17 protein-coding genes are annotated in these 25,471 nt (G+C 72.0%); 7 read left to right on the top strand and 10 right to left on the bottom strand.

Features of this window, described 5'->3' with window-relative positions; translation table 11 throughout:
• Positions 1-17 precede the first annotated feature (17 nt).
• From ACQEU6_RS21045 to ACQEU6_RS21025, 5 genes are all read right to left on the bottom strand, one after another.
• Entirely contained in the window at positions 18-1,142 is a 1,125-nt protein-coding gene (locus tag ACQEU6_RS21045) for a response regulator receiver protein (protein ID WP_499334226.1), read from the bottom strand.
• Positions 1,139-1,672, bottom strand: a complete 534-nt coding sequence (locus ACQEU6_RS21040; RefSeq protein WP_499334225.1) for a hypothetical protein — start codon at positions 1,670-1,672, stop codon at positions 1,139-1,141. The genes ACQEU6_RS21045 and ACQEU6_RS21040 overlap by 4 nt, the downstream gene beginning before the upstream one ends.
• Positions 1,651-3,471 (bottom strand): protein kinase domain-containing protein, encoded by a 1,821-nt coding sequence (locus tag ACQEU6_RS21035; protein WP_499334223.1) that lies wholly within the window; start codon positions 3,469-3,471, stop codon positions 1,651-1,653. The genes ACQEU6_RS21040 and ACQEU6_RS21035 overlap by 22 nt, the downstream gene beginning before the upstream one ends.
• Before the next feature lie 11 nt (positions 3,472-3,482).
• Entirely contained in the window at positions 3,483-3,989 is a 507-nt protein-coding gene (locus ACQEU6_RS21030; RefSeq protein WP_499334221.1) for a DUF4282 domain-containing protein, read from the bottom strand.
• Between the two features lie 194 nt (positions 3,990-4,183).
• Complete coding sequence (locus ACQEU6_RS21025) at positions 4,184-5,335, bottom strand: hypothetical protein (RefSeq protein WP_499334220.1); 1,152 nt, start codon at positions 5,333-5,335, stop codon at positions 4,184-4,186.
• 271 nt (positions 5,336-5,606) lie between these two features.
• Between ACQEU6_RS21025 and ACQEU6_RS21020 the strand changes: the two genes are divergently transcribed.
• Positions 5,607-6,614 carry a hypothetical protein gene (locus ACQEU6_RS21020; protein ID WP_499334218.1) on the top strand — a complete coding sequence of 336 codons (1,008 nt, stop codon included), beginning with the start codon at positions 5,607-5,609 and terminating at the stop codon, positions 6,612-6,614.
• 44 nt (positions 6,615-6,658) lie between these two features.
• Positions 6,659-7,168, top strand: coding sequence for a hypothetical protein (locus ACQEU6_RS21015; protein WP_499334216.1), 510 nt, complete (start codon positions 6,659-6,661; stop codon positions 7,166-7,168).
• 116 nt (positions 7,169-7,284) lie between these two features.
• Here the strand turns inward: ACQEU6_RS21015 and ACQEU6_RS21010 are convergent, their stop codons facing one another.
• On the bottom strand, positions 7,285-8,775 hold the full coding sequence (locus ACQEU6_RS21010) for a hypothetical protein (RefSeq protein WP_499334215.1): 1,491 nt from the start codon (positions 8,773-8,775) through the stop codon (positions 7,285-7,287).
• 43 nt (positions 8,776-8,818) lie between these two features.
• Positions 8,819-10,552: a CpaE/TadZ family protein gene (locus tag ACQEU6_RS21005; protein ID WP_499334213.1), complete on the bottom strand. Its 1,734-nt coding sequence runs from the start codon at positions 10,550-10,552 to the stop codon at positions 8,819-8,821.
• 150 nt (positions 10,553-10,702) lie between these two features.
• Between ACQEU6_RS21005 and ACQEU6_RS21000 the strand changes: the two genes are divergently transcribed.
• Positions 10,703-13,351, top strand: coding sequence for an ATP-binding protein (locus ACQEU6_RS21000; RefSeq protein ID WP_499334211.1), 2,649 nt, complete (start codon positions 10,703-10,705; stop codon positions 13,349-13,351).
• Positions 13,336-17,376 carry a hypothetical protein gene (locus tag ACQEU6_RS20995; protein ID WP_499334209.1) on the top strand — a complete coding sequence of 1,347 codons (4,041 nt, stop codon included), beginning with the start codon at positions 13,336-13,338 and terminating at the stop codon, positions 17,374-17,376. The genes ACQEU6_RS21000 and ACQEU6_RS20995 overlap by 16 nt, the downstream gene beginning before the upstream one ends.
• A gap of 298 nt (positions 17,377-17,674) precedes the next feature.
• Here ACQEU6_RS20995 and ACQEU6_RS20990 read toward each other — a convergent pair whose 3' ends face one another.
• From ACQEU6_RS20990 to ACQEU6_RS20980, 3 genes are all read right to left on the bottom strand, one after another.
• Positions 17,675-18,244 (bottom strand): hypothetical protein, encoded by a 570-nt coding sequence (locus ACQEU6_RS20990; RefSeq protein WP_499334207.1) that lies wholly within the window; start codon positions 18,242-18,244, stop codon positions 17,675-17,677.
• Between the two features lie 273 nt (positions 18,245-18,517).
• Positions 18,518-22,324, bottom strand: coding sequence for a hypothetical protein (locus ACQEU6_RS20985; protein WP_499334206.1), 3,807 nt, complete (start codon positions 22,322-22,324; stop codon positions 18,518-18,520).
• A 141-nt stretch (positions 22,325-22,465) separates the two neighbouring features.
• Positions 22,466-23,116 (bottom strand): hypothetical protein, encoded by a 651-nt coding sequence (locus ACQEU6_RS20980; protein ID WP_499334205.1) that lies wholly within the window; start codon positions 23,114-23,116, stop codon positions 22,466-22,468.
• A gap of 101 nt (positions 23,117-23,217) precedes the next feature.
• Here ACQEU6_RS20980 and ACQEU6_RS20975 point away from each other — a divergent pair, with 101 nt between their 5' ends.
• From ACQEU6_RS20975 to ACQEU6_RS20965, 3 genes are all read left to right on the top strand, one after another.
• Positions 23,218-23,805 (top strand): hypothetical protein, encoded by a 588-nt coding sequence (locus tag ACQEU6_RS20975; protein WP_499334203.1) that lies wholly within the window; start codon positions 23,218-23,220, stop codon positions 23,803-23,805.
• Between the two features lie 74 nt (positions 23,806-23,879).
• Entirely contained in the window at positions 23,880-25,091 is a 1,212-nt protein-coding gene (locus ACQEU6_RS20970) for a hypothetical protein (protein WP_499334201.1), read from the top strand.
• Positions 25,092-25,120: 29 nt separating this feature from the next.
• Entirely contained in the window at positions 25,121-25,447 is a 327-nt protein-coding gene (locus ACQEU6_RS20965; protein WP_499334199.1) for a hypothetical protein, read from the top strand.
• Positions 25,448-25,471: the final 24 nt, after the last annotated feature.

The following is a 25,471-nucleotide window of genomic DNA, read 5'->3' as shown; positions in this document are numbered from 1 at the left end:
GGCGCCCCCCGCACACCTCACTTGTGACGCTCGCGGGAGCGTTCGCGTTGGCCGACACGGCCCCTAGTCTGCCGTGCCTCCGCCGAAACGGGCAGCTCACGCACCCCGGGCTCCAGCCGCCACGCCACGTCCGAGCTGATCCCCGCGCCGGCCAGGCGCTCCCGCGCCGCCTCGAACGCCTCGCACCACTCCCGCTCACGCTCGACGTCCACCCGGCGGTCGTCCTCGCTCTCGGCGGGCCGCTCGCGCACCATCGAGGCGCGCACGTGCGCGGCGTCGTCCACGCGCATCCGGACGCTGTGGTCGGGCCAGGCGCCCCTGGTCAGCGTCACGGTGCCGCCGTCGGCCGTCAGCGTCTCGAATCCGGCCCGGACCTCGTACCCCATGTCCTCGAACGCCGCCGTGACCGAGTCGAGGACGTACCGGCGCTCGGCCTCGGCCTGCTCGGCGGCGTCGCGCTCGGCCGCCCGCCGCCGCTCCTCGTCCCGCCGCTCCCGGGTGCGGCGGTTGGCCTCCTGGATCCGCAGCCGCACCTCCTGAAGGACGCCCTCCGCGTCGGCCGGCGTCGCGGCGGCGGCCAGCAGCCGCGCCGCCTCCGCGACCGCCCGCCGCTCCGCCTCCGGCGCGTCGGGCAGCAGCCGCGCCATGATCCGTTCAAGGTGCTCGCGCACGTCGGCGCCCGCGGGCGGCGGCGCGCCGTCCCCGACGTCGGCCGCCAGCCCCTCGGCGGGGACGCCGAAGATCTGCGCGCCGACCTGGGCGGCGAGATGCTCGGAGAGGCGCCGTTCGGCCTCGTCCAGGACGGGGTCGGTCGCGGCGCACCAGGCGGTCAGCTCGGCGGCGGACCGCTCGGCCGGGTCGAGCGCGGCGGGCAGCGGAACGTCCGCCCCGATCTTCGCGCGGGTCTCGGCGAGCGCGGCGATGCGCGCGCTCCGCTCCACCGCCTCGCGCAGCGCCCGCTCGTGCGTCCGGACCTCGGCGAGCGCCGCCGCCCGCGCCTCGGCGCGCCCGGCGGCGAGCGCGGCCAGCGCCTCCGCGCCGCGCCCGGCCAGGCCCGCGCCGCCTCCGAGCAGGCGGTTCATGCCGAGGCTGAGCACCACCGCCGCGTCCAGCGCGATGTCCGCGTCGATCCCGCTGCTCATGGGGTCCCTCCGATCGTCCGTGCCTGCCGCCAGTGGTGCAGCCGCACCCCGGCCGCGACGGCGTGCGCGGCGGGGACGGCGACGAGGACGAGGACCCACAGCAGGCTCGCGATCGACGTCACCGCCGCGAGCAGGAGGAGGAAGAGCAGCAGCGGCACCGTCGCGGCGGCGAGCACGCACCCGCAGCCGCGCCGCCCGGTCCGCTGCGCGGCGCCCGACATCGTCTGGGACGCCGTCGACAGCCCGCGGCCGCCCGCGCCGAGGACGCCCGAGAGCATCGCCCACGGCCCGTGGGGGAGGTAGTCCGCGCCCTGCGCGCGCGCCACCAGGACCTCACCGCCGCACTGCGCCGCCCAGGCGAGCACGGACACGACGGCCAGGACGCCGAAGGAGATGCCCGAGGACGAGCTGTGCAGGCCGACCGACGTCGTGCCGTCGTCGCTGCCGCCGCCGAACAGCGAACCGATGACCCAGCTGCCCAGGAGCCAGAAGAGCAGCAGCGGCGAGGTCAGCGCCACGGCCTTCGCCACGGCCCTGCCGCGCCCCGCGAGCCGCTGCCGTTCGCGGTCGGCCCAGTGCGTGCGCAGCGCCTCGTCGCGCTGCTCGGCGGCGTGCCGCTCGCGCGTCCGCGACTCGCTCTCCGCGACGGCCTCGGGGCGGCGCGCGCCAGGGCGAGCAGCCGCAGCGGATCGTCGCCCGCCCCGTCCGCCATCCAGGCGAACCACGGCACCGGCGCGGAGACCGGCTCGCGGGCCCGCGCCGCGCCCTTGGCGATCAGCCGCCCGGTCTCCTCCGGGCGCGCCGCCAGCGCCAGCAGCGCGAGCAGCACGGCGGGCGGCTCCTCCGCGCCGGCGTCGGGCAGCCGGGCGGCGAGGCCCGGCGGGGAGGCGGCCTGCTCGCGCAGCCAGCGCGCCAGGTCGTTCCACGCCGACACGTGCGCGCGCCACTGGTCGTCGACCCGGGCCAGTTCCTCGCCGCCCGCGAAGCCGGCGAGCACGGGCAGCAGCCGGTGCTCCCACAGCGCGCGCCCGATGAGGCAGGCGGTGCGGTGGTCGGGGTGGCGCCGGTCGTCGGCCAGGCCCGCCAGCCCGGGCAGGTCGTCGGCGGTGATCCGGCGGCCGAGGTAGTGCGGGGGCAGCGCCGGATCCAGCCACCGCACGAGGTGCAGGAGCTTGACGTCGGGCGGCAGCGTCGTCATGAGGTGGCCGTCGACGAGCGCGATGCGGCTGTCGTCGGGCACCTCCGCGAGCCACTCCCGAAGGCTCCGCCACGCCTCGCCGGTCTCGCCCCGGCCGAAGAAGTACTGGGCGGCGTGGTCCCAGTTCTCGACGAGAGCGCGCGCCAGCTCGCTCCTGCCGGCGTAGCGCCGCCCCCCGAACGGCAGCCCGGCGCCCGGCTGGACGCTCTCCTCCGCGACCCGCGGCGAGCCGCCGTCCAGCCACTCCCGGACCTGCTCGCCCGTCCACCGCCCGCGCGGGTCGCGGGTCAGCAGCCCCTGGCACAGCAGCCGCAGCCGGGGGTCGGGGACGTCGTCCGCGCTGACCGGCCGCGTCGCGAGATGGTCGACCACGACGGTCTCGCTCAGCCCCTGGAACGGCGCCCGCCCCGTCGCCAGCTCCCGGACGATCATGCCGAGCGACCACCAGTCGCGCGCCGGGGACACCTGGCCGGACAGCGACTCCGGCGCCGCGTAGGCCAGCGTCCGAGACGACGAGGCGAACACCACGCTCTGGTCGAGGACCCGGCTCAGCCCGAAGTCGGCGATCGTGAGGCGCAGCGGCTCCCTGCCCAGCACCAGGACGTTCTCGGGCTTGAGGTCCCGGTGCACGATGCCAGCCCGGTGCAGCGCCCGCAGGCCGGCGGCGAGCTGGCCCGCGACCTCGCCGACCGCCTCCCCGGACAGCGGCCCCTCGTCCATCAGCGCCCGCAGGTTGCCGTCCGGCGCGTACGCGGCGATCTCGTAGTCGCGCCCGTCGGCGTGCCCGGTCTCCAGGATGCGCAGGACGTTCGGCGCCTCCAGCGCGGGCAGCTTCGCCCACACCTCGCGGTCGGCGCGGTACCCGCGGCGGAAGATCTTCACCACGAACTCGGCGCCGCCGGCGTCGCGCACCAGGAGCAGGTCGGACTCGGCGCCCTGCACGGGTAGTTCGGCGACCACCGCGTACCGCTCGCCGAGCACGGCCGGCAGCCGCATCAGCGGATCGCCGGGACCGTGCCCCTCCCGCCGGGTCGACGACGCCGGGCGCGGCCCGGGCACTCCCGCGTCCCGCCGCGTCGTCCCGGCGTCCCGCCGGGTGTCCCGCGGCGGGGCGCCATCGAACTCGCCCACAGCAGTCCCGTCTAGCCCTTGTCCTTGATGGCCCGAAGATACTCGCTGATCTTGAACTGGTTGATGACGAACTCCAGGACGATCCGGGTCGCGAAGACCTGGAAGAACCACACGAACGGGGACCCGACGAGGAGCAGGAGGCCGAACGCCGTGCTGTCGTCCATCCAGGCCAGCCCGTACACCGCCATCAGCAGCGAGAACAGGGAGATCGGGATCAGCGCGAGCACGTAGAGGATCTTCACCACCCGCGTGGTGATCATGTTGTCGAAGTTCAGGTCGAACAGCGCCTGGAGCACGTTCTTGCCCGCCGGACCGCCGGGCGCGGGAGCCCACCCCTGGTGCGGGTCCTGGTACCCGGAGGCCGGGCCGGGCGGCCGGGGGCCGGGGACGGGGCCGTGACCGGGGCCGTGACCGGGGAAGGGCCCGGCGGGTCCGCCGGGCGGCGGACCGTAGGGCCCGCCCGGCCCGCCGGGCGCCTGCGGACGGGGAGGGGGGCCGGGGTCCGGTGGGTTCGTCATGACCGCTCGTCTCCAGTGTGGGGACCGCTACACGGAGACTCTAGAGCCTGGCCCCGTCCGCCGCCGGAACCCGCCGCGCGACGATCCCGTATCGCGCGGAGACCGGTGTGAACGCTCGGACCGGTGGCGCCGGTGTTCGGGCGCCACCGGTCCGGACGAACGGTGCGGGGCGCGGCGCCGGGCCGCGCCCCGGCTCAGGCGGCCGGCACGCCGGAGGCCGGCTGCGCCGACCGGACCTCGGCCTGGTTGGGCTTGGCCGCCAGGCCCGGAAGGTCGGTGGTCGCGGCGCGCAGGCGGGCGATGCCCTCCGCCCCGAGATCGCCCAGCATGATGTCGTAGGCCAGGTCGCGCACCGTGTCGACGCCGACGGCCGAGTGGAGCATGGCGCCGATGGTCTCGGTGAGCACCCGCTCGTAGGCGTCGAACGCCGTCGTCTCGGCCACCGCCGGGTTCCACTCCATCTGGTCGCCCGCCGTGACGTGCAGCTGCAGGCCGCCCGTCACCGGGTCCACCTGGTCCAGGTCGATCTCGGCGGCGACGCGGCCGCGGGCCGCCGGGGTCCCGTCCTCGGTGAACAGCAGCGCCGGGACCGAGAAGGTCACCCGCTCGGCGGGCTTGCGCGCCCGGACGGCGTTGCCGCGCGGCACGGCGGGGACGTCGATGTGGTCCAGCTGCGACAGCATCCGGAACGTCGCCAGGCCGAGGATGCTGTTGATGGCCAGCGCGGTCGCCCGGGTCACCGTCTCCATCTCACCGGGCTTGCGGGTGAGGTAGCCGCTGAACCCGTAGGCGATGATGCGCTCCCGGACCGGGGACCGGAGGAAGATCCGCAGCCGGACCCCCGCGACGGGGAGCTCGAACTCGGTGTCGGCGTCGCCGACCTCGGAGCGGTCGAAGCCGCTCTCCGATCTGGTCAGCTTGCCGGCCAGGGCCAGCGTCCCCTCGTTGCCGGTGCGGGTGAGGGTGAGGACGTAGAGGTCGCCGTCGAGCTCGGTGATCACCTCGTCGCCGAGGACGACCGACAGGGCCCGCGCCGTCTCGTTCAGGCCGTGCAGAGTCCTGCGCGGCATGCGCAGCCGCAGCTGGTTCTGCGCGGTCACCCGCCCGCCGACGGTGTTCTCGACGTGCTCGACCTCCCGCTCGGCCTGCTTGCCGGTGTAGTTGCGCAGGCTGAAGGCCAGGACCTCGTTGTCCGTGCGCACCCCGCAGGTCGCCTTCAGCGCCTTCTTGGCGCTGAGCGGGTACGGCAGGTCCTGCCGGACGTACTTGGTCGCGTCCACGAACACGGGGACGTCGTCGTCGAAGAGGCGCCGGACGTAGAATTCTTCCTTGGTTTGCGTTGGCACTGTGCACCCTTCTCCGTGTCCTGCCACCGGCCGCGCGGACGGCTGGCGGTAACTTCGGCACCCGGCCGATTCCGGCCAGGTGCGGCACCGGTCGCACCGGCCGGTGTCCACTCTTCAGTCATAACCGTTTCGGGCGAGGTCGGATCGGCAAGTACCAGAGGACCGGACCGGGGTCTCGACGAACCGGTTGACAAATAAAGGATGCGGCTCGCCCCGGTACGTGGACAGTCATGCGTGACACACGGGGGCGGCACACTACAAAGGAGACCAGATGCACCAGTTGACCGATTACGTGCTGGCCGTTCGCACCACCGGCTCGCCGCCGGCGATCGAAGGGGTCAAGTCGGTCGACCTGGTTCCGGGCGACGACGAGGACGTGATCGCGGCGACCATCGCCGGACTGCGGGCGAGCGGCCTGACCGCGGCCGACTTCCGATCCCGCGTGATCTACCTCGCGCCCGAGGACCCGAACTGCCTCGTGCCGTACGCGGCCCTGTGCGGCTTCGCCGGCCGCCGCGTCGACGCCTACGCAGGCGGCACCGTCCTGGAGTTCTCGCGGCTGGACCCGCAGGGGGAGGCCTTCCCCGACGCGGGCCGGCCCCCGGGATACCTGGAGTGGGGCCAGGTCGGCGGCGCGGACGCGGAGGGCGTCCCGACCGTCCAGGTGGGCTCCGGCGCCCAGCAGCTCGTGACCCCGGCGGCCGCCACCGTGATCCGCTACGCGGCGCGGCTGCGCATGGTCCCGCCGGAATCGGCCCGGGACGCGCTCGCCACCTTCGTCCTCGTCGCCGCGCTGCGGCGGCGGGCCGACGACCGGTTCCCCTACCTGTCCACGGGGAACGAGCCGGCCCCCGTCACCAAGGACGACCCGACCCAGGGCATCGACCTGGAGAAGCTGCGGCGCGAGGCGGCCAAGTACCGGCAGGAGCTGCGGGCCGGGCGCCGGGGCGCCGACATGGTCCCGCCCGTCCCCGTCTCGCCGCACAACAAGCGGATCGCCGAGGCCAAGTCGGTGGACGTCCGGACGGTGCTGACGCGGCTCGGCTCCTCCTCCGACGACGGGAACCTGTGGCACTGCCCGCGTCCGAGCAGGCACAGCAACGGCGACCAGAACCCCTCGATGAAGGTGTACGGAGACAACCGGACCAGGTGCCACCGTTGCGACGCCGAGAAGGTCGGCCCGATCCGTCTGGTCATCGATGTCCTGGGGGTCACGCCGGACGAGGCCGCGAGTTTCATCCTGGACTCCGACCGCGTCGTGGACATGCGTACTGCCTGAGCGACCCCGGCGGCCGCGGGGGCCGCCCGGGCTTGGGGGAACCGATGGCCGATTCGCAGGGCCGCGCGAACGTGGTGCTGCTGACCGTGGATGGAGAGGACGTGGGCCACGTTCACCGCAGTGTCCTCGAGCGGGTCGCCGAGATCGCGGGCCGGCTGGGCTGCCGCGACGCCGTCGCGCTGGCCGGCCCGCCGGTCACGTTCGGCGGCTCCTGCGTGGCGCGGCTGCGGCGTGACCTGGAGCAGGTCATCGCCTACGCCGACGCGGCGCGCCGGACCGGCTGGGTATTAGGCGACATCGCCGTCGCCCCCGGCGATCAGGCGGTGCCGGTGATGGACACCGCCCAGGGCAGGCTCTGGGCGCACCCGGTCCGCGGCTTCGAGCTCCACGAGGCCACCGGGGTGCGCCGGGTCACCGAGCTGGCCGAGGTGCCGGGCACCCCGCAGCGCGCCCCCCTGGCCCGTCTCATCGCGCCGCTGGCCGACGCGGCGGCACGCGCGCACGTGCTGGAGATAGGCGATGGGGAGCACAAGCGCACCGTGCACCTGAGCTGACAAGAGGGTGAGCCGGGAGGCGAAGGGGGCGCCGGACGTGGCGAGCGGCGCCCCCTTCGTCGTCCTCGGAGACCGGGTGCGGGCCGTGGACGGGCCTCGGCTCCGGCGGCGCGCGGTCAGCGGTCGACGAGGCGCTCCGGCGCGGCGGACGGCCCCGTGACGGCGAACCGCAGCGCCGCCGGGAACTGCGTCTCCGGGTTGGCGATGAGGCCGCCGACCTGGCCCGCGCCCGCCATCTCCTCGGCCACCGCGCCCGGGCGCACGCCGAGCACGTAGTCGGCCTCCATCGGGCTCACCGCCGTGACGCACCCGGCGGGCAGCGTCGCGTACGCCCCGAGGAACACGCGGCTGCCCTCCGGGATCAGCGAGGCGAGCGCGCGGATGACGATCCGCGCGGCCGGGCCGGTCACGGTCACCGCCTGCATCTGCTGCAGCGCCTGCCGGATCCGGGCGAGCTGGTCCCCGCCGACGACCCCGCTGGCGACGAGGCCGTTGGTGTTCGGGACCGCGCCGTTCCGCCTGCTGATCACGACGGAGTCGTTCACCTTCGAGACGACCAGGCCCCGCTTCTCCCGGGAGGCGGTGATCGTCTTGACGGCCCGGCGGGACGCGGAGAGGCTCGGGAACCCGGGGATCTGGCGGATCCCGCGCGCTCCGCAGACGGTCACCTGGGTCCCGTGGACGTGCACCTCGTCGATCGTCTCGTCGCGCATCAGCTCGCCGAGCAGGTGGGTGCCGTTCAGGACGTGGTAGACCCTGCTGGCCATGGCCGGGTCGCCGTTGGTGTGCCGGGTGAGGACCTCCAGCCAGAGTTCGGCCACCCGGGGGCGGAGCGTGGTGGCGATGCTCTCCGCGACGGCCCACGCCTGGTCCGCCGCGGGCGGGGGCGGGGTCTGGGACGAGGAGCCCTCCGCCGGCTCACGCGGGGTCTGCGCCGCCGGCGCCTCCTGCGGTGCGGGTGCGCTCTGCGGGGCCTGGGCGGGCGGCGCGGTCTGGGTCGCCTGCCCGGCCGTGCCGAAGGGCGTGCTGCGCGTGGTCCGGTGATCCTGCGCGGGCGGGGAGGCCGGCCCCGCCCCTTCCGCCTCCGGCGCGGACGGCGCCTCGGCGCCCTGCGCGTTCTCGGCGGCCTTGGGCGGCTGCTCCGTCGGCGCGTCCGCGGGCTGCTCCGGGTCCTGCTTCCTGGTCTTCTTCTGCGCCTTCTGCGCCTTCTGCGCCTTCGGTGCCTTCGGCTCGGTGGCGGCCGCCGACGCCTGAGCCTGCGCCCCGCCCGCCTCGCCCGCTGGAGTCGCCGGAGCCGCCGGTGCGGGGGCGGCGCCGTTGGCGGAGTCGTCCCAGGCGGAGAACAGCGACGCCCAGTCGTCCTGCGGGCTCCGCTGGTCGGTCTCCGTCTCGGAGTCCGCGACCGGACCGACGACGGTGTCCGCGGGGGCGCCCGTGTCCGCCGGTGCCGCCGCTCCCGCGTCCGCCGGCGCGGCGGGGGCGGGGGTGCCTGTCACCAGGAGCTTGTCCTGCGAGGGTTGCTCTTCCGGCCCGTCGTCCTCCTCCTGGCCGACGCCGATGGCCGCCCAGAAGTCCATTCCGGTGGCGGGCTCATTTTGCGCTGCCATATGGCCGCTTCCTTTCTCGTGAGTAGGGCCGGATCGAGATTGATCACTTGGGGTCCATGCCGAGGAGCCGCTTCCAGATGCCGCCCCGGCCGGCCCCCGGCTGCGCGGCCAGGGTCTGGCCGAACACCGGGTCCCCGGTGACGAACTGGAGGATCTCCCGGAAGGTCGTCTCCAGGTCCGGGCCGATCCGCAGCGCGTTCAGCCGGCGGTTGTTGGCGGCCTGCGTCCACTCCAGGTCTTCCGGGATCATGCCGACGAACCGCCAGCCGGGCATCAGGTCCATGACGTCCTCCGGGCTGCAGTCCACGTCCGTGCGGGCCCGGTTGAGGATGAGCGACAGCTTCTCGGGGTCGACACCGCCGCTCCGGGAGTGCCGCGCCATGGTGATCGCGCTGAGCCAGGCGCGCGCGGCCTCCAGCGTCACCCGGTTGGGCTCGACCGGGACCAGGATCGCGTCGGCCTCCGGCAGGACCAGGTCGGTGAACGTCATGTGGTAGAGCTCGGCGACCGGCGTGTCGACGAACACGAAGTCGAACGCCTGCCGCAGCACCGTGATGATCCGCCGGTACAGCACCGCGTTGATCAGCGCCGGGTCGGCCATGGTGATGTCCTGCGGCCCGAGCAGCGTGAACAGGTCGGCGTCCGCGATGTGCGCGAGATGGTTGCGCACGTTCTCCACCCTGAGCGATCCGTTCGCCCGGAGCAGGTCGAGGATCGTCGGCGTCTCCACGTTCAGGTACCGCGCGACGTCGGCCTGCTGGAAGTTGGTGTCGACCAGCGCCACCCTCCCCGGCCGGCCGGCCGCGTGCAGGTGCCTGGCCGCGTAGACCGACAGGTTCACCGCCGTGGTGGTCTTGCCCACGCCGCCCTTGGCCGAGGCGATGGCGATGACCCGCCCCAGGGCCGGGGCGGGCGCCTCGGCCCTGACGGGCGCGGGCGCCGGCGTCTGCTGCGGGCCCGGCCATCCGTTCGAGGCCGGCTGGGCCGGCATCGGATTCTGGTCGTGCCTCGTCGCGGACCCCTGGTCCGGCGCCGGCTCCGAGGGGGCCCCCTGGACGGGATGCCCCGCGAACCCCTGCTGCACCGGCGGAGTCGCCGGCCACGCCTGGTCGTCGGGAGCCGGTGCGGACGGCGCGGACGGCGCGGGTCGTTCGGCGGCCTGCGGCGCCGCGGTGCCGGGCGCCTGGGCGAAGGACGGAGGCTGCGCCGGGTCGGGGTTCCAACCGCCGGCGGCGGGCTGCTCGGCGGGCGCCTGGGCGGGCGGTCGCTCGGGGGGCGCCGGGGCCGGCGGCTGCTCGCCGGGCGGCCGGGCGCCCCCGAACGGCTGGGCCACCGGCTGCGCCGGGGGCGCGGCCTGCGGCCGGGGTGCGGCCTGCGGCGGGGCGGCGGGCCGGGCCGGGGGCCGGTCGGGCTGGCCGGGCTGGCCGGCGATGCCGAACAGTGCCAGCAGGTCCGACATCTTGAGCTGCCCGCCGATGACGTGCACGCCCGGATCGAAGGTGTCGCCGCGCTCCGCGAAGTATCCGTGCACGAGCACGGTGAACCCGCGGCCCGCCAGCCCGTTCGCCAGGACGGACACGCCTGCCCCCGGGAGGTCCTCGACGAACCCCGGGGCGAACATGAAGGCGGCGGGGGATCCGACCCGCCCGCTCCTGGACAGGTCGCGGAGTTCCGCCGCGGAGGCGGCGTCGTACACGGCGGAGAACCGACCGGTATCCCGCAAACTCCGGGCGACGCCCGGGTCCCCCGCGACGACGAGGTTCGGCGCAGTTGCCATCACTCAGTGTCCTCAGCGCTCTGGTTGTCACCCGGTCGGCGAAGCGGCCGGAATCTCTAATAGCGACTGTGCGGACAATGACGGATGCCGCCAGCCCCGGTTGCCGGACTGTCTCCCTGAGAGCCAACACGACCAGGGAGATGACAGCACATGGTCAACCTGAGGGCGGCGCTCGGACGTCTCACCGGGACCAGCCGCGCAGGCCGTTCCGAGGCCGACACCGCCACCATGTGGACCACTCCGTACGCCTGGCGCACCGCCGACGGCGTCTACGTCGGCTACAACGGCGAGGTGTGGATCTACCGCACCGTGCGCCTGTCGCCGATGAAGTGGGAGGACCCGGCGGAGCAGCTGTCCATGGCGGCGCCGCTGTCCCGGCTCCTGGGCGACCTCGGCCGGACGTCGCGGCAGCCCGTGGGCGGGCTGGCGACCCTGTCCAACAACCGCAACGTCCACCTGGTCTCGATCACCTGGGACGACCTCGTCACCCCGCCGAAGGAGAACACCGACGAGCTGCGCGCCTACCAGGCCGAGGCCTTCGGCTTCCTGGCCCCGAAGCGCGTCCTGTTCATCGGCGTGCAGCTCCGGTCGTCGCTCATGGACAAGACGTCCCGCGCGGGCAAGGGCTCGCAGGGCGGCATGGGGACGATCAAGGCCCTGACCGACCTGGTCAAGGACTCCATGGCCGACGACGTCCCCGACCTTGCCGACTACCAGAAGGACATGGAGCACATCGTCTCCATCTTCAAGCGGGCGGACGCGCAGGAGCCGACCCGTCAGGAGCTCGACCAGCTGGAGTCCTGGTACAACCTCGGGCGGGGCCCGGACGCGGTCATCGAGGAGATGCCGACCCGGCTCGACGTCACCGGCATCGGCGAGCTGGAGATGGCCGCCGTCATGCGGTTCGACCAGCCGATCATGCCGTCCCCCGAGGCCCAGTGGGCGCTGGACGTGATCAGCCACCCCGGCGACGCCCCGCACGTCATCTCGATCAGGGCCGAGCTCGAACCCGCGAACCTGACGCGGGCGAGGGCCCGCCGGGCGCAGCGCCGGATCATGTCCAACATGGAGGAGGAGCGCAAGACCCAGGACCTGGAGAAGGTCGAGCTCTCCCAGACCTTCCAGCAGGCCAAGGAGGTCGAGGACTACCTCGCGAGCTCCAACCAGCCCATGCTGGCCCAGTGCAGCTTCATCATGGCGCGGGAGATGACCGACGCCACCGAGACCTACATGGAGTTCCTCGCCCAGTACTACGGGATCCAGATGAAGGCGCTGGAGCACCGGCAGATCCAGGCGCTGGAGGAGACCCTGCCCTGCTCCTCCGTCCGGGTGAACCCGTTCTTGCAGGACGTCAACGTGCCGATGGTCTCGCACGCGGGGCTCCAGGCGTTCTCCGACCTCGGTGACGACCTCGGCGTCTACGGCGGGCTCATCGACCCGGACGGCACGCCCTTCTTCGTCGACCCGCTCGGCGCCCCCCGCAAGAACCTGCCGCCGGTCTTCGGGATCTTCGGGGACCCGGGCAGCGGCAAGACCTTCTTCGCCCAGTCCATCGCCACCCAGGCCGCGCTGAACGGCCTACCGGTGATCTTCGTGAACCCGAAGGGCGGCGACTCCCTCTACGGGATGGTGGACTACGTCCAGCGGATGGGGATCCCCGCCGGCCGGGTGTCGATGTCGGCGCTGGAGGAGTCGCCCGGGGCCTTCGACCCGTTCCGGTACGCGCCGCCGACGATCGCGGCCGAGATCGCGAACGTGCACATCCTGTCCGCGCTGGACGACTCCCGCGACGGGCTCTCGCTGTCGGAGCGGCTCGCGCTCGGCTCCGGGCTGAAGCGCGGGGCGCTCAACGGCGCGCGCTGCGTCTGGGACGCCCTGAAGTACGTCCCCGGCGACGAGGCGGAGCGGGTGCGCAGCCTGGTGGAGCAGCAGATGGAGGCGTCCTCGATGTTCTCCCTCGGCATCGCCCTCCAGCCGCTGCCCCGCCTGGACATGTCGCAGCGGCTCACGCTGGTCGACTTCGACCGCGAGCTCGGCCTGCCGGAGGGCAAGACGCCGAGCGAGTACTCGGTGTCGGAGCGCATCGCGCTGGCGGCGGTGCGCCTGGTCATCCGCGCCTCGCTGGAGATCCTCATCGCCAACCGCTCCGGCGTGCTGATCGTGGACGAGGCGTGGACCTTCCTCTCGCAGGCCGAGGGCCTGGCCTCGCTGCAGCGCATCTCGCGTGAGGGCCGGTCGCTGAACATCATGCCGGTGTTCCTCACCCAGCGGATCGCGGACGTGGTCACCAAGGACCTGGAGTCCTACCTGAGCCGGGTGCTGGTGCTGAAGCTGAACGAGAAGCGCGAGGCGGAGACGGCGCTGCGGCTGTGCGGCCTCAACCCGACCTCCGAACGGCTCGCGCAGATCCGCGAGTTCGGCCCGCTGCCTCCGGAGGACGGCAAACCGGCGCGCTGGGCCCGCGGCATCTTCCGCGACCTGTTCGGGCGGCACGCCCAGGTCGTCCTCGGCCCCACGCCGCCCGAGGCGGCGCAGGCGTACAGCACGAACCCGGAGGACCGCCGCAAGCGCGAGGAGGAGCGCCGCAAGCGCGAGGAGGTCGAGCGGGCCGAGTACGAGGCGGCCGTCGCCGCGGCCGCGCGTATGGAGGATCCCGGCGCGACGGCACCGCCGGGGCAGAACGGTGCGGCCCCGGCCCCGGCCCCGGGGCAGGACATCAGCGCCGCACCGCACACGGGACACGACGTCACCGCCGCGCCGCCGCAGACGGGGGAGGAGAACCCATGGCTCGTCGGCTGAGGCCCGGCACGGCCCGCCGCGGCGACCCGCGGAAGCGGAGCCGTTCCGTCCAGGCGGAGCCGGGCGGCGCGAAGGCGGCACCCCCGCGCCCACGCCGGGGACTCCAGCTGCTGGTGTGGGCGCTGGCGCTGACCGTCTTCGGTGGTCTCGCGCTGCTCTCCGGGCAGACCGAGGGCCTCGGATCCGGCGGCCGGCCGTCGAACGCCGCCGCGCCCGTGGCGCCCGCCGCGCGCGTCGCGTCGCCCGTGTCCGCCGCTTCCTCTGTGCCCGGCGCGTCCTCCGCGCCGGTGGCGCAGACCGGAACGGGCGCCGGCGGGCGCCTCCTCGCGGCGGCCCCGGACGACACGCTCCCCACTTACGCCATCAAGCAGGACAAGTGCGCCGCCTACAACGAGTCCAGGTCCTTCCTGCCGATGCACCGGTGGACGTCCTTCGAGCTCTTCGTGGTGGACAACGCCCGGATCTTCAAGACCCAGCGGTTCGTCTCGATGATCGCCAGCCTGATGTTCATGGCGGGGGCGCTCTGCTGGCGGATCATCGGCGCGCTCATGGGGTTCGGCTACTCGTTCGACATGATCTGCCGGGCGGCGGATCCGATCAACCGCGTCGTGCGCACCTTCTCCCTGTACGCGGAGTGGTTCCTGATCCCCTCGTGGATGCTCGTCATGGCGGCGGTGATCCGGCGCTGGTCCAGCAGCGGCCACCGCCGGGGGCCCGCGGCCGCGATGCGCCTGATCATGGTGTTCCTGGCCGCCAACGGGTTGATCTTCTACATCGGCGACCAGGCCTACAGCAACCGGGACAATCCGACGGCGCCGTACACGATGCCGTGGACGGCCGCGACCGTCCAGGGCTGGTTCACCACCGCGGCGGACTCGCTCTACAGCCTGCAGGAGCTCGGCAGGGTCGGCGACGGCACGGACAACAATCCGGTGTTCTACGACGCCCACCCGGAGGGCGGGGCGGGCGAGGTCACCTGCGCGAAATTCGACAGAACGCTCAACGAGCAGTACATGGAGCGGAACAAGAACACCTCGCTCTCCAGTGGGAAACAGGCGATGGTGCAGGTGAGCAAGATGTGGGAGATCTCGCTCGTCCGTTCCTGGCAGGCCGCGCAGTTCGGCGAAGGGACGAAGCAGTTCCCCTCGCCGGCCCATGCGTCCTGCCGCTGGCTCGAAGCCAACGCCGACGTGAGCACCGAGAGCAAGCTGGAGGCCTACGACCTGGCGACCGGCCACGGCAAGGGCACCACCACGTCGAACTCGGCCCGCGGGTACTTCATCGACCCCGCCGCGGACGAGCAGATGATCATGATCGCCTGGGGCGCCTGCAAGGCCAACAACGACGGGCTCAGCAGCGCCGGGTGGCTCCCGCAGTGGGAAAAGGCCACCGACACCAAGGACAAGGACAAGGCCTGCGAGAAGCTCTTCAGCAATGTCACCTATGAGGATGACAAGAGCGGGCACCAGTTCAGCGTCGCCGGCGTCGACCTGCTCTGCTTCCTCTGCGACAACGGCACGATGGGCACGTTCTACTTCAACGGCGACGACGAGCTCAAGGACAAGCTGGGGAACTGCTACGCGAGCGAGCCCGCCTGCCAGGCCGACTGGAACTTCGTCAGCGCCTGGCTGGGCAAGAACCAGGCCCAGCGGCTCACCCAGGGCCTGCTGTCGATGATCGTCGCCTTCGTCTTCCTGTTCGTCATGGGACCGATGGCGATCGGTATGACAGTGTCCAGTGTGGGTTTGGCAGGGCTTGTCATGATATTGCCCTTTACATTGCTGCTCATAGGAGCGGGCCTGCCGCAAGGGATGAGACTGCTCAAACTCACCGGAGCGGCGGCGGCGGGTGACGCCCTCTTCACCCTTGCCCTGACGTTCCTGACCATGCTCACCGATACGACGTACCAGGCCATCCAGGCGACCACCACCGACGCCACGCCGAACTTCTTCCAGCAGGTCGCGCAGGGCGCGGCGCCCCTGGTGGCGCTGTTCCTGTTCAAGAAGATCAGCAAGATCCTGAGCCTGGGGGACATCTCCTCCACCTCGGGGGCCACGGGGTTCGCCTCGGCCATCGTGCTGCGGGGCAGCGGTGACCGGAGGCTGTCGCGCAACGCCGGCCAGCAGGTGTCCCAGCGCCTCGGCCGCCTCGGCGTGGGCAAGATGCGGCTGGCCGCACTGGACGAGCGGTCGCTGCAGCGGCGCATGCTCAACAACCGCGCGACGAGGGCGGTCGCCGGCGTGGCGAAGAAGGGGGCGCAGCGGGCCACCCGCCCGATCACCGACTGGGCGAAGGACAAGTACGAAGGCGGCCGCGCGAAGCTCCAGCACGGTGTGAACGCCCTGCAGCGCAAGGCCGCGTCCGGGTCGCCCGCGCAGCGTGCGGCCGCGTACGCCGGGCTGACCGCGGGTCTGGCCGGCCTGACGATGGTGGCGCCGCCGGCGGTGCTGGCGACGCTGCCGCTGATGGCCTTCACCGGCTCCGCGGCGGCCGGGCGCGGCATCCAGGCCGGCGTCAACGGGATCAGGGGAATGCGCTCCGGAGCCGGCGGCGACGGGACGGGCATGGACGCGATCTCCGCGGCGGGCATGCCCACGGCGAACAGCGCCCGGACGGGCCTGCGGCAGGCCGACGACTGGCATCGCAACATCATCCGCGTCAGCGACTCCGAGGAGCAGCGGCGGCTGATGGGCGAGCACGCCGAGGAGGGCCTGAACATGCTGCGGGCCCGGCAGTGGGGCCAGGGGCAGCCCGGCGGGCTCCACCCGGAGTTCACGGGATTCGTCAACGACGAGGAGAAGTTGCGGGCGCTCGCCGACGCGGCGAGCGCGATGGGCCTGAACGCCAGCCAGCTCCAGGTCAGCAACCAGGGGCTGCTCGCCCCCAACATCGAGTTCGCGAACGGCCGGCCCCAGGGCATCACCGCCGAGCAGCTGGGCATGATGCCGCACCTGTTCCTGCCGGCGCGCGACCGGCGGCCCCAGATGACCGCCGACGGGGTCCTGGAGAACCAGGACCAGCAGATCGCCCGGATGACGGCCCAGCTCAGGGAGCGCGGCTACGTCACCGACGAAGGCGAGATCGTCAACGTTCTGGAAGCCCACGGGTTCGACACGCGCCTTCCCGAGGTGAAGGTGCGGGTGGAGCGCTGGCTCGACGGGGGCAAGGACGAGGAGCTCTCCCGCATCAGCATCGCCCCCCGCCGGGGAGAGGTCGCCGCCGTCGAGGCCGCCCGGGAGTGGGCCAGCGACGTCGACATGCCGGCCCCCGAGATCCGCCAGCGGCGCGACCTGGACGCGGTGAGCGGCGTGATGACCGCGGCCCGGAGCGAGATCGGAGACTTCAACAGGATCCGCATCGAGATGCCGGACGGCACCTTCGCGTCGGCCGGCAACCTCCAGCGCCAGCTCGAAGGGGAGATCCGCTCCATGGTGAGCGTCGCCATGGAGACCAAGAACCTGCACGACACGATGAACGCGGGAGCGATCAGCGGGGAGTTCTTCGGTGCGGAGTACGCCCGGCTCACCCAGGCGCAGCAGGAGGCCGCCCAGCAGGTCGACAGGCTGAGCGCCATGTTCCGGGACGCGGTCGACGCGTCCCGCTCGGCGCGCGGCGTCTGCGAAATGCGGGTGCAGATGGCCGATCCGAGCAGCATGATCGACACCGATGAGCTGACGCGGCTCGCCGACCAGATCACCAAGAGCAACCAGCAGGCGCAGCAGCAGGTGCACCAGGAGATCGACCGGCTGGTCGGGGCCATCTCCCAGCGGCCGACCGACTCGGGGGCCGCGGCGGGGATCCTCCGCAGCCTCGACGAGTTGCGGGACGTGTTCGACCGGGCGGGCCGCGGCGAACGCTCGGAGAACCAGGCGGTGATCGACCGGCTGAGCGACCTGGAGCGGTCGCTCCAGGACAGCAGGCGGATGACCCAGGTCGACCCCCGGCTGGCGGCGAACGCGAACACCCCGGTCGACATCCGGAGGGTGCTGCGGGACATGTACCGGGACGAGATGGCCAGGACGTAGGCTGTGTTTTCACAGTCCCGGCCCGCTTCGCTCGCCTGGCGGATCGCTACGCGACCGGGCCTTGGCGAACGCGGCAGCGCTTCGCGATCTGCCCGGTTCCGCTCGCCTTCGGCTTCGCTCCACCGGGCAGGTCACGCGTTCGCGCGCGTGGCCGGGGCCACTCCGAGAAATGCCCTAGCCGGAAACCGTCGAGCCACAAGAAGAACCGGCCTCCGCCCCGTTGGGGGTGGAGGCCGGTCGTCGTCGGGATTCGGGTCGTGTTCCCGCAGGTTCTGGGAACCTGCGCCTGTGCGGGCGTTCAGCTGACACCCTCGCAGGGGTTGTAGTCGTGCTTCTTGGAGCACGACTCGAACCGCTTGGCGTACTCGTCGACCTTGCCGTCGAACACGCTCTCGGAGTCGATGACCTGCCACTCGGTCTCTTCCACACCGAAGGTCTGGTCGAACGTGAGGCGGGTTCCGTCCGCGGAGAGCGTGGCCTTGACCGGGCCATAGTCCCCCAGGTCGTAGAGCTCGAACGAGGTGTTCGTGCCCGTGCCCTTGACCTGCTGGTCCTTCGGGTACTCGACCTTGCGGCCGTTGCCGTCGAAGTGCACCAGCGTGTAGGTCCCGGTGACCTGACCGCCCTGGGGGTAGACCTCGAAGTTCAGCAGGGCGTGCTGCTCGCCGTGCTCGACCATCGCGATGACCTCGCGGGGCTTGTTCTCGTTCGCCGGGGCCGTCGCGCTGGGCTTGGGGTCGGTCTGGTCACTGGCGCTGTCCGAGCCGGTCATCTTGACCAGACCGAACGCCAGGCCGGCGACGGCCAGTGCGGCCACGACGGCCAGGACGATGTGCTGGATTCGCTTGTTCGGCTGCGCGCTGTTCACGGTTCTTCCTTTCGGTGAAGGCGCGAGAAGCCGGGTGATGGACCCGGCTTCTGTACGCGTCTGATGAGATGCGAACGGGGCCGGGTCGGCTCTGTTTGCAATGTGCTCATCAATTGTCGCGCACACGGCACCCTGTTCGCAAGTGAAAGGTGCGCTGTGGCCGTTTCTGGGCAGGGCTTCTGAACAGGGCGCAGGCACAATACAAAAAGGCCGTTACGCCGATTCCGCGTGATCACCATCACGCGGAATCGGCGGTCGCCACGGGTGAGCTTTTCACACCTTGCTGGGCACGATGAAGCCGACCCAGAAGACTTGACCCGTGTAGGCGCGCTCCACCTTGGAGACATCGCCGGTCTGGTTGGTGTGCACCTTGTAGCCGTCGGCCAGCTGCATGGCCACGTGGCCGGAGTGCGGCTCCACGAGGTCTCCGGCCTTGGCCTGGCCGAGCGAGATCTTTTGCGTCCAGCGCGCCCCCACGAACGTGGTGGTGACGGGGGCGTTGGTGCCCTTCGGGTACAGGTTCGGAATGGCGCCGCTGTCGCGGTAGGCCCTGGAGACGAAGCTGGAGCAGTCGGCCCAGCCGGGGTCGTTCCGCTTGTCCGAGTCGAGCGGGGCGTAGGGCCAGCCGAGGTGGGTGAGGGCCCACTTGATGGCCATCGCCGCCTGGGGCGTGCGTGCCTCGGCCACCGAGTCCACGCACAGCTTGCGGATGCCGATCTCCTTGGCCCCCTCGCGCAGGGTGTTGTTCGGGGCGTTCTCGGGGCAGCCGTCAGGCCCGACCGTCATCTGCACGGTGCCGTTGTCCACCGCGCCGCCCCCGCCGGTGGCGAGCGAGCCGATCAGTTTGCCCGCGCTGTTGAACGGGGGGATGACACCGCCGAAGAACCAGGCGTACTCGACGGCGATCTGCTCCAGCGGGAGCAGCACGCCCTCGGTGTTGCCGAGCCGGTTCCACGCCTCGGTCGCGTCCGGGGCGACCGGCGCGCCGACCGGCTTCAGCGGGCGCAGCGCCAGCCGCGGGATGACCAGGGTGTCCTCGCCGACGACCGGCGGGGTCTCCTTGTTGGCGTCCTCCCGGCCCTGGTAGTAGTTGCCCAGGCCGCTGAGGTTGGAGCCGTTCGCCCCGCTGCCCGCCAGGTCGGTGGCGATCTGGGCGAGCGTGTTGTTGAAGCCGGGGGCCCAGGACCCGATCATGCAGGCGGAGTCCATGCCGGGGTCGGTGATCCCGTGGTCCTCCTCCACCTTGTCCAGCTTCGGCTTCCACTCGCTGTACACCTTGTCGTCGCCGGGGGGCTTCTTCAGCGACGCGAACTCGGTCGCGAACGGGGCGATGTCAGTGAGGAACTTCCTCATCACCGTGAGGCACTTGTCCGACGCGTCGAAGCTGTTCTGCCCGGGGCCGATCTGCGAGAACAGCTTGAGGTCGGTGCCCATGGCGATGCTGAGCTTCTGCCAGCCGCCGATCATCGGCTGGAAGGGCCCGATGCCGTTGGGGCGCTCCTCCGGCGGGACCTTCTCGACGGACAGCACCAGTTTGGCGGCGCCGGCGATGTTCTTGTCGACGTCGCACCGGTCCTCGACGCCGGCCTCCTTCGCCTCCTCCTTGGTCATCGGGAAGATGCCCTGGCGCGAGTCCTTCTTGTCGTCGCACTTGTCGGTCTTCCACTTGCCGGCGCCGTAGCTGACCGACATCGCCTCGTTGACGAGGGTCTCGACGGCGGCGGGGCGGTTCTCCTGCACGGAGTACTTGAACCCGCCCTCCTCGGGCTTGCCGCCGGTGACCACGTAGAGGTTCTGGAGCCGGTTGCTCTCGCAGCGCCAGATCGAAATGATCTTGAAGCTGACCGACCACGGCTTCTCGGGGTCGTCCGGCGGGGGGATGGCGCAGGCTCCAGCGGGGTTGCCGGTGCGCTCCATGAAGATGCCGGAGGTCGCGATGACCTTGCTCCAGTACTTGCGGGCGTTCTCCTGGTCCTTCGCCTCGCCGTCGGGCTTCCACTTGGGGCTCTTCGGGTCCCGGTGCACCTTCTCCGCCGCCTTGACGAGCTCGAAGGCCACGAAGTACGAGGATTGGCACGGGTTCTGCGGATCCATGAGGTGCGACCGCATCTGGCCCGAGGCGGCGGGACTGAGCAGGTACGGCCCGCTGCCCTGGTTGTCCTTGCCGCCGATGTCGGGGTCCGGGGTGTCGACGTCGCAGCCCCAGGCGCGGAGGCCGGCGCTCCCGCTCTCCGGCGTTCCCGTGTCCGCGCGGAGCGCGGCGGTCTGCGCCCACGGCCCGGCGGGCTCGACGTTGAACGAGGCGGGCTGCGCGGCGCCGGAGCCGGCCGGGTGCGCCTGCGCCGCCGCCCGCATCTTCGTCATGACGCCGTCGACGTACTTCCAGGCCGTCGGGTTGAAGTCGCAGGCCCCCGGGCACTGGTCCCACTTCTCCGGGTTGGGACCCCAGCTTCCCGTGAAGTGGTCGACCGCGACCGGCTGCCACTTGTGGTACTTGTTCCACTTCTTGAGGATGTCCTCTTTGACGCGGCGGTCCTGCACGCTCGGCGGGGCGTCGCAGGCCCTCGTGTAGCCCCCGTAGTTGTTCCAGGTGCTGGTGATGTACTGGTAGGCGCCGCAGGCGGTGCTCTTGCGCGTCCCGGCGTTGGCGGTGTAGTTGCCGTTCGACTCCTGCATCCGCAGCGCCCAGAGGAACCAGCCGAGCTGGTGGCTGAGATCGCCGTCCGGCGGCGCGACGTGGTCGCTCCCGGTGCCGGGGACGGTGGCGGCCGAGCCCGCGCCGGTGATCCCCTCGACCGGACCGGGGCCGGCGCCGACCGTGTTGCTGACGTTCACGTCCACGCCGCCGGTGCCGTCGCCGCCGGAGCCGTCCCCGCCGGGGACCACCTTCGCCTTGCGCCCGGGGTCGCGGTCGACGTTGTCGTAGGGGCTGTAGCGGGCGAAGTCGGTCTGCGCCTTGGCGAGGCCCGCGAGGATGGTCCAGGGGACCTCGGAGTAGTCCTGCGCGTTCCCCGAGGTCTGCTCCGCCGCCTGCTTGAGGATCCGCTGCCAGTTGCCGGGGAAGTACTCGGCGATCTTGTTGTCCGAGGTCAGCTCGGGCTGGGACTCCGGGACGTCGTCGTCGACGTTGACGCCCATGATCATCCCGGCGAGGAGGATGATGCAGAGGAACGGGATGAGGATCGGAAGGCTGGCGGCCATCAGCATCTTGAGCTTGCCGTGCTTCTTGTCCTTCTCCGACTTCTTGCCGTCGGCCCTCTCGTCCTTGCCTTCCTGCCCGGCGCCCGCGCCCGCCGTGTTCGGGGCGCCGCCCTTCCGGCGCCGGAAACCGTCCATGAACGGCTTCGGTATCTTCTGGCCGAGCTTGGACTGCTCGAACTTGTCCAGCGCCTGACCGCCGAGGCCGGAGTCCTTGACGGTGTCGTACGCCTGGGGCGCGTACCGGTCGGCCAGGGCGCGGGCGCCGATGTCGGCGGCCTGCCCGAGGAGGTTGAGGCCCATCTCCCCGAGGTCGTCGCCCTCCGGCATCGACGGGACGTAGTTCGCCGGTAGGCCCTTCTTCGCGGCCGCCTCGCGCAGCTTGCCCTCGGCGAAGTCGCCGGCCGCCCTCTTGAGCTCCTCCCTGGGGTCGCTCTGGGGCGCCTGCTCCGACGGCGTGCCGGTGGGCGGGGCCTTGAGGTCATTGGCCAGCTGCGCGGCCTTCGCGGCGATGTCCAGCGCCCGCTGCAAGCCGAGCGGGTTGTCCTTGTTGAGCTGGACGGGCCCGCCCCGCAGCGCCGCGTCGCCGTACGGGTTCGTCCCCGTCCCGTCCGCGCCGCGGTCGATCGCCGACTGCTCCTTGAGGATGTCGGAGACGTTCTGCGGCTGCTGGGCCGCCGCGGCGATCCGGGGGTCCGAACCCAGCGTGGCGATCTCTTCCGGCGCGAGCTCGGCCAGGTCCTCCGGCGGCTCGCCGTCCACCACCGGCTGCAGCGCGGTCGGCTGCGGGGACGCCGAGGACGGGCCGTCCTGCAGGTCATCGCCGTCGAGAGGCCGCGGTGAGACCTCGGAGCCCTTCCACGGGCTGCTGTCCTCGTCCATCCAGGGCATTAGCCGCTACCTCGGTTCCGGTACCTTGCTCGGCTCTGCGCTCACCCCCCGGGCGCGGGAGACGATCGAACTTGACCGTCCGATGATTCGCGTTCAGGGCAAGGGGGCGGCGGATCGCGGTCGCCGGGTGTGCTATCCCGCCCGGACCGCGTATCCGCGCCCGTCCGGCTCCACCAGGAGGTCGACGACGTCCGGTCGCGCCCCGCCCGCGTGCGTGATCGTCGCGCTGAACCGGTACTGGCTGTTGCCGGTCTTCGTGGGATCCACGACGGTGATCCCCTGCACCACCGATCCCCGCGGCATGGGTTTGGCCGGAGACGGCCGCGCCGTGCCGATGACGGGGATGCCCTTCCAGTCCCCGGTCACGATGGCCGTGGCGGAGGCGGCGGCCACGTTGAGGGCGCCGGCCGGGACGACCGTCGCGCCGCCGTCCGTCATCGGGACCCTGGTCGCGGCGGTGGCGGTGAAGTTCTTGGCCGCGGCTCCCGTCGGAAGCACCTGCGACGGGCTCCCGGACGGGCTGGGCGTCCCTTCCCCCGGGCTCGGTGAGGCGGTGAGACCGCGGGGGTCGAGCGTCTGGACCTGGTAGCGCGGCGCCTGGCTCGCGGCGGGGGCGGCGCCCGAGGAGTCATCGCGGTCGAACACCGCACTGACCAGAAGCATCAGGATGATGCCGCCGACACCGGCCCATACCGCGATGTTCCACCACTCGGGCAGCTCGGTCTCCTGGAAGAGGCGCCGCCGCCGGAAGCCCTCGCGGGCGTAGTCGGTCAACTTCGGCATGCCTCTGACCGTCGCGAGCGAGGGGGGCCGGGCAACCGGAGCGCGGCGACGTGTCGCGAATCGTTATGGCGTCCGGGGGGCAACCCCGCACGGTTTGAGGCATGAGCGAGGAGGACGACCGCGTCAGGGGGCCGGCGATGCTGGCCGCCACCAACATGCTGAAGCCGCCGCCCGCGGTGATCGGCAGCCTGAACAAGGACATCACGCTGCCCCGCACGCTCAGGCTGACCACGCTCATCGCCATGATCGTCGGGGCGGCGCTCGGGTTCCTGCTCGCCTTCCTCGTCTTCGGCCCGGGGCTGAACGCGCTGATGTACGGCCCGGTGCTCGGCGGAGCGGCCGGCTGGGCGTCCGTCAGCCTGTCCCCGCTGAACGGGGAGTCGCTGGCGACGTGGATGGGGCTGCAGCTCAACGGGACCCGCAACCGCAAACTCTACGTGGACGGCCGGCCGGTCCGGCTGTACATCGGCATCTCGCCGCTGCGCCGCACCGCCGCGGGCAAGGTGCGCATGCTGCCCGGCGGCGTTCCCGTGGACGCCGTCCGCTGGGACTCGCGCGGATACCCGCAGCAGGAGATCCCCGGGGCGAACCGGCTGCGGGCGCCCCGCCGCAAGGGACGCGCGCTGACGGCGTCCACCCAGTTGTCCAGCGGCCGCCGGCGCGGCCGGAAGGATCGCCGCCACGGGTGAGCGCGGCCGGCACTTGCGCATCCGCGTGAGGGCCGCACGGTCCTGGCTGCAACACGACAAATAGAGGAGGGACGATGCCGGAACAGTCACCCACTCGTTTCACCATGGTGCCCGCCCGGCGTTCCAGTGAGCCGACCGCTCGCAGGCGGGCCAGGAGGATCCTGATCGCGCTGTTCCTGGCCGCGGCGCTGAGCATCGTCGCGGTGGTCGTCGCCCTGACGAGCGGGAGCGGCAAGCCGGACCTGTCCTCGGTCACACCGCAGGGTCGCGACCTGTCGTACACCGCCGCGGTGAACTTCCTGGCCGGCCGGATGCAGGACGTGCCCCGCGCCGAGTCCTTCGACCCGGACGCGGCGTACGCGGAGGACCCCGGCGGAAACTCGACCCCGCTCGACTACCGAGCGCTGAACTGGGTCGGTTTCACGCCTCGGCATTTCGGGACGAAGGAGCTCGGCTTCACCGACTTCGAGATCCACCACTACCTCGTCGTGATGAACGACCAGGCGGCGACGCAGAGTCCGTCCCCGGCGGCCGGCGGCGGGGCGAGCGCGACCCCGTCCGGAGGGGCTTCCGCGACCCCGTCCGGAGGGGCTTCCGCGTCTCCGTCCGGCGGAGCGGCCGCGTCTCCGTCCGGCGCGGCTCCGCAGGCGGGTGCGACGGGCACGCCGCCTGCGGGCACGACGGCCGACCCGCAGGGCGGCCCGTCGCCGAGCGCCGGCGCGACGCCGCCGATGAGCGCGCATGTGCTCCAACTGGACGTGCCGGTGCTGCTCGACCCCGCGGGCCCCCGCCTGGCCGCCTCTCCCGCCTTCTCGGTCTGGAAGAACGGCACCGGCAAGCCCGAGGGCACCGGTGACTACACCAATTATCGGCAGCTGACCACGGAAGTAAGTACCGAGTCCAAAAACCAGATTCTGCGATGGGCGGCGGCCTACGCCACGGGTGATTCGACGGCACTGCTCGCCGTCACCGGTGACCAGGACCCCAAGCACCGCTACGAAGGCCTTTCGGGGTTCCGCCTGGCGGACTCCGCGCAGGCCGTACAGATCCTTTCGGCGATCAAGACGCTCAACGACCAGCTCGTCGTCCGGGCGCGGATCATGCTTGCCAGAGCCGAACAACCCGGGACGGTCACTGGAAAGAAGGTCAACGTCCCGCCATTCACCAATTTCGCTGACTTCGACCTGCTGGTGGGAGCCAGCGGGGCGCAGCCCCCGGTGCTCGCGTGGGGACCCGCCGGTTCCGCGGCGGACCTCGATCCCTACAGCAACGCACTGAACAACTGACCGGGACCTCAAACCACGGAGGAAAAAGGATGTCAGATCCTGGTTTTTTCATTCTCGCGGGACCTGATCTCGGTGGCAACGGCGCCGATAGCTTCTTCGAATCGCCCGCGGGCAAGGCGCTGGTCGCGATCTGCGGTGCGATCGCGGTCGTCATCGTCGTGTTCGGCGTCTTCCGGATGATCAACGGCATCGGCCGCGGACGTCCGGGCGAGGCCTTCAAGTCGCTCATCTTCGCTCTGCTCATCGGCGGGATGCTGTTCAACCTCGGCCTCACGGTCCAGGGGGTCACGATGATGAGCAAACTTGTCGGAAAAGTCTTCACCAGCGTCGAGCAGGTCGGCGACAGCGGCGGCTGATGCGGTGACCTCAACGTAAGGAGT

It is taken from the genome of Spirillospora sp. CA-108201, assembly GCF_050936235.1.
In the GTDB taxonomy this organism is placed as follows: Bacteria; Actinomycetota; Actinomycetes; order Streptosporangiales; family Streptosporangiaceae; genus Spirillospora.
This window is presented reverse-complemented; position numbering and strand designations above follow the sequence as displayed.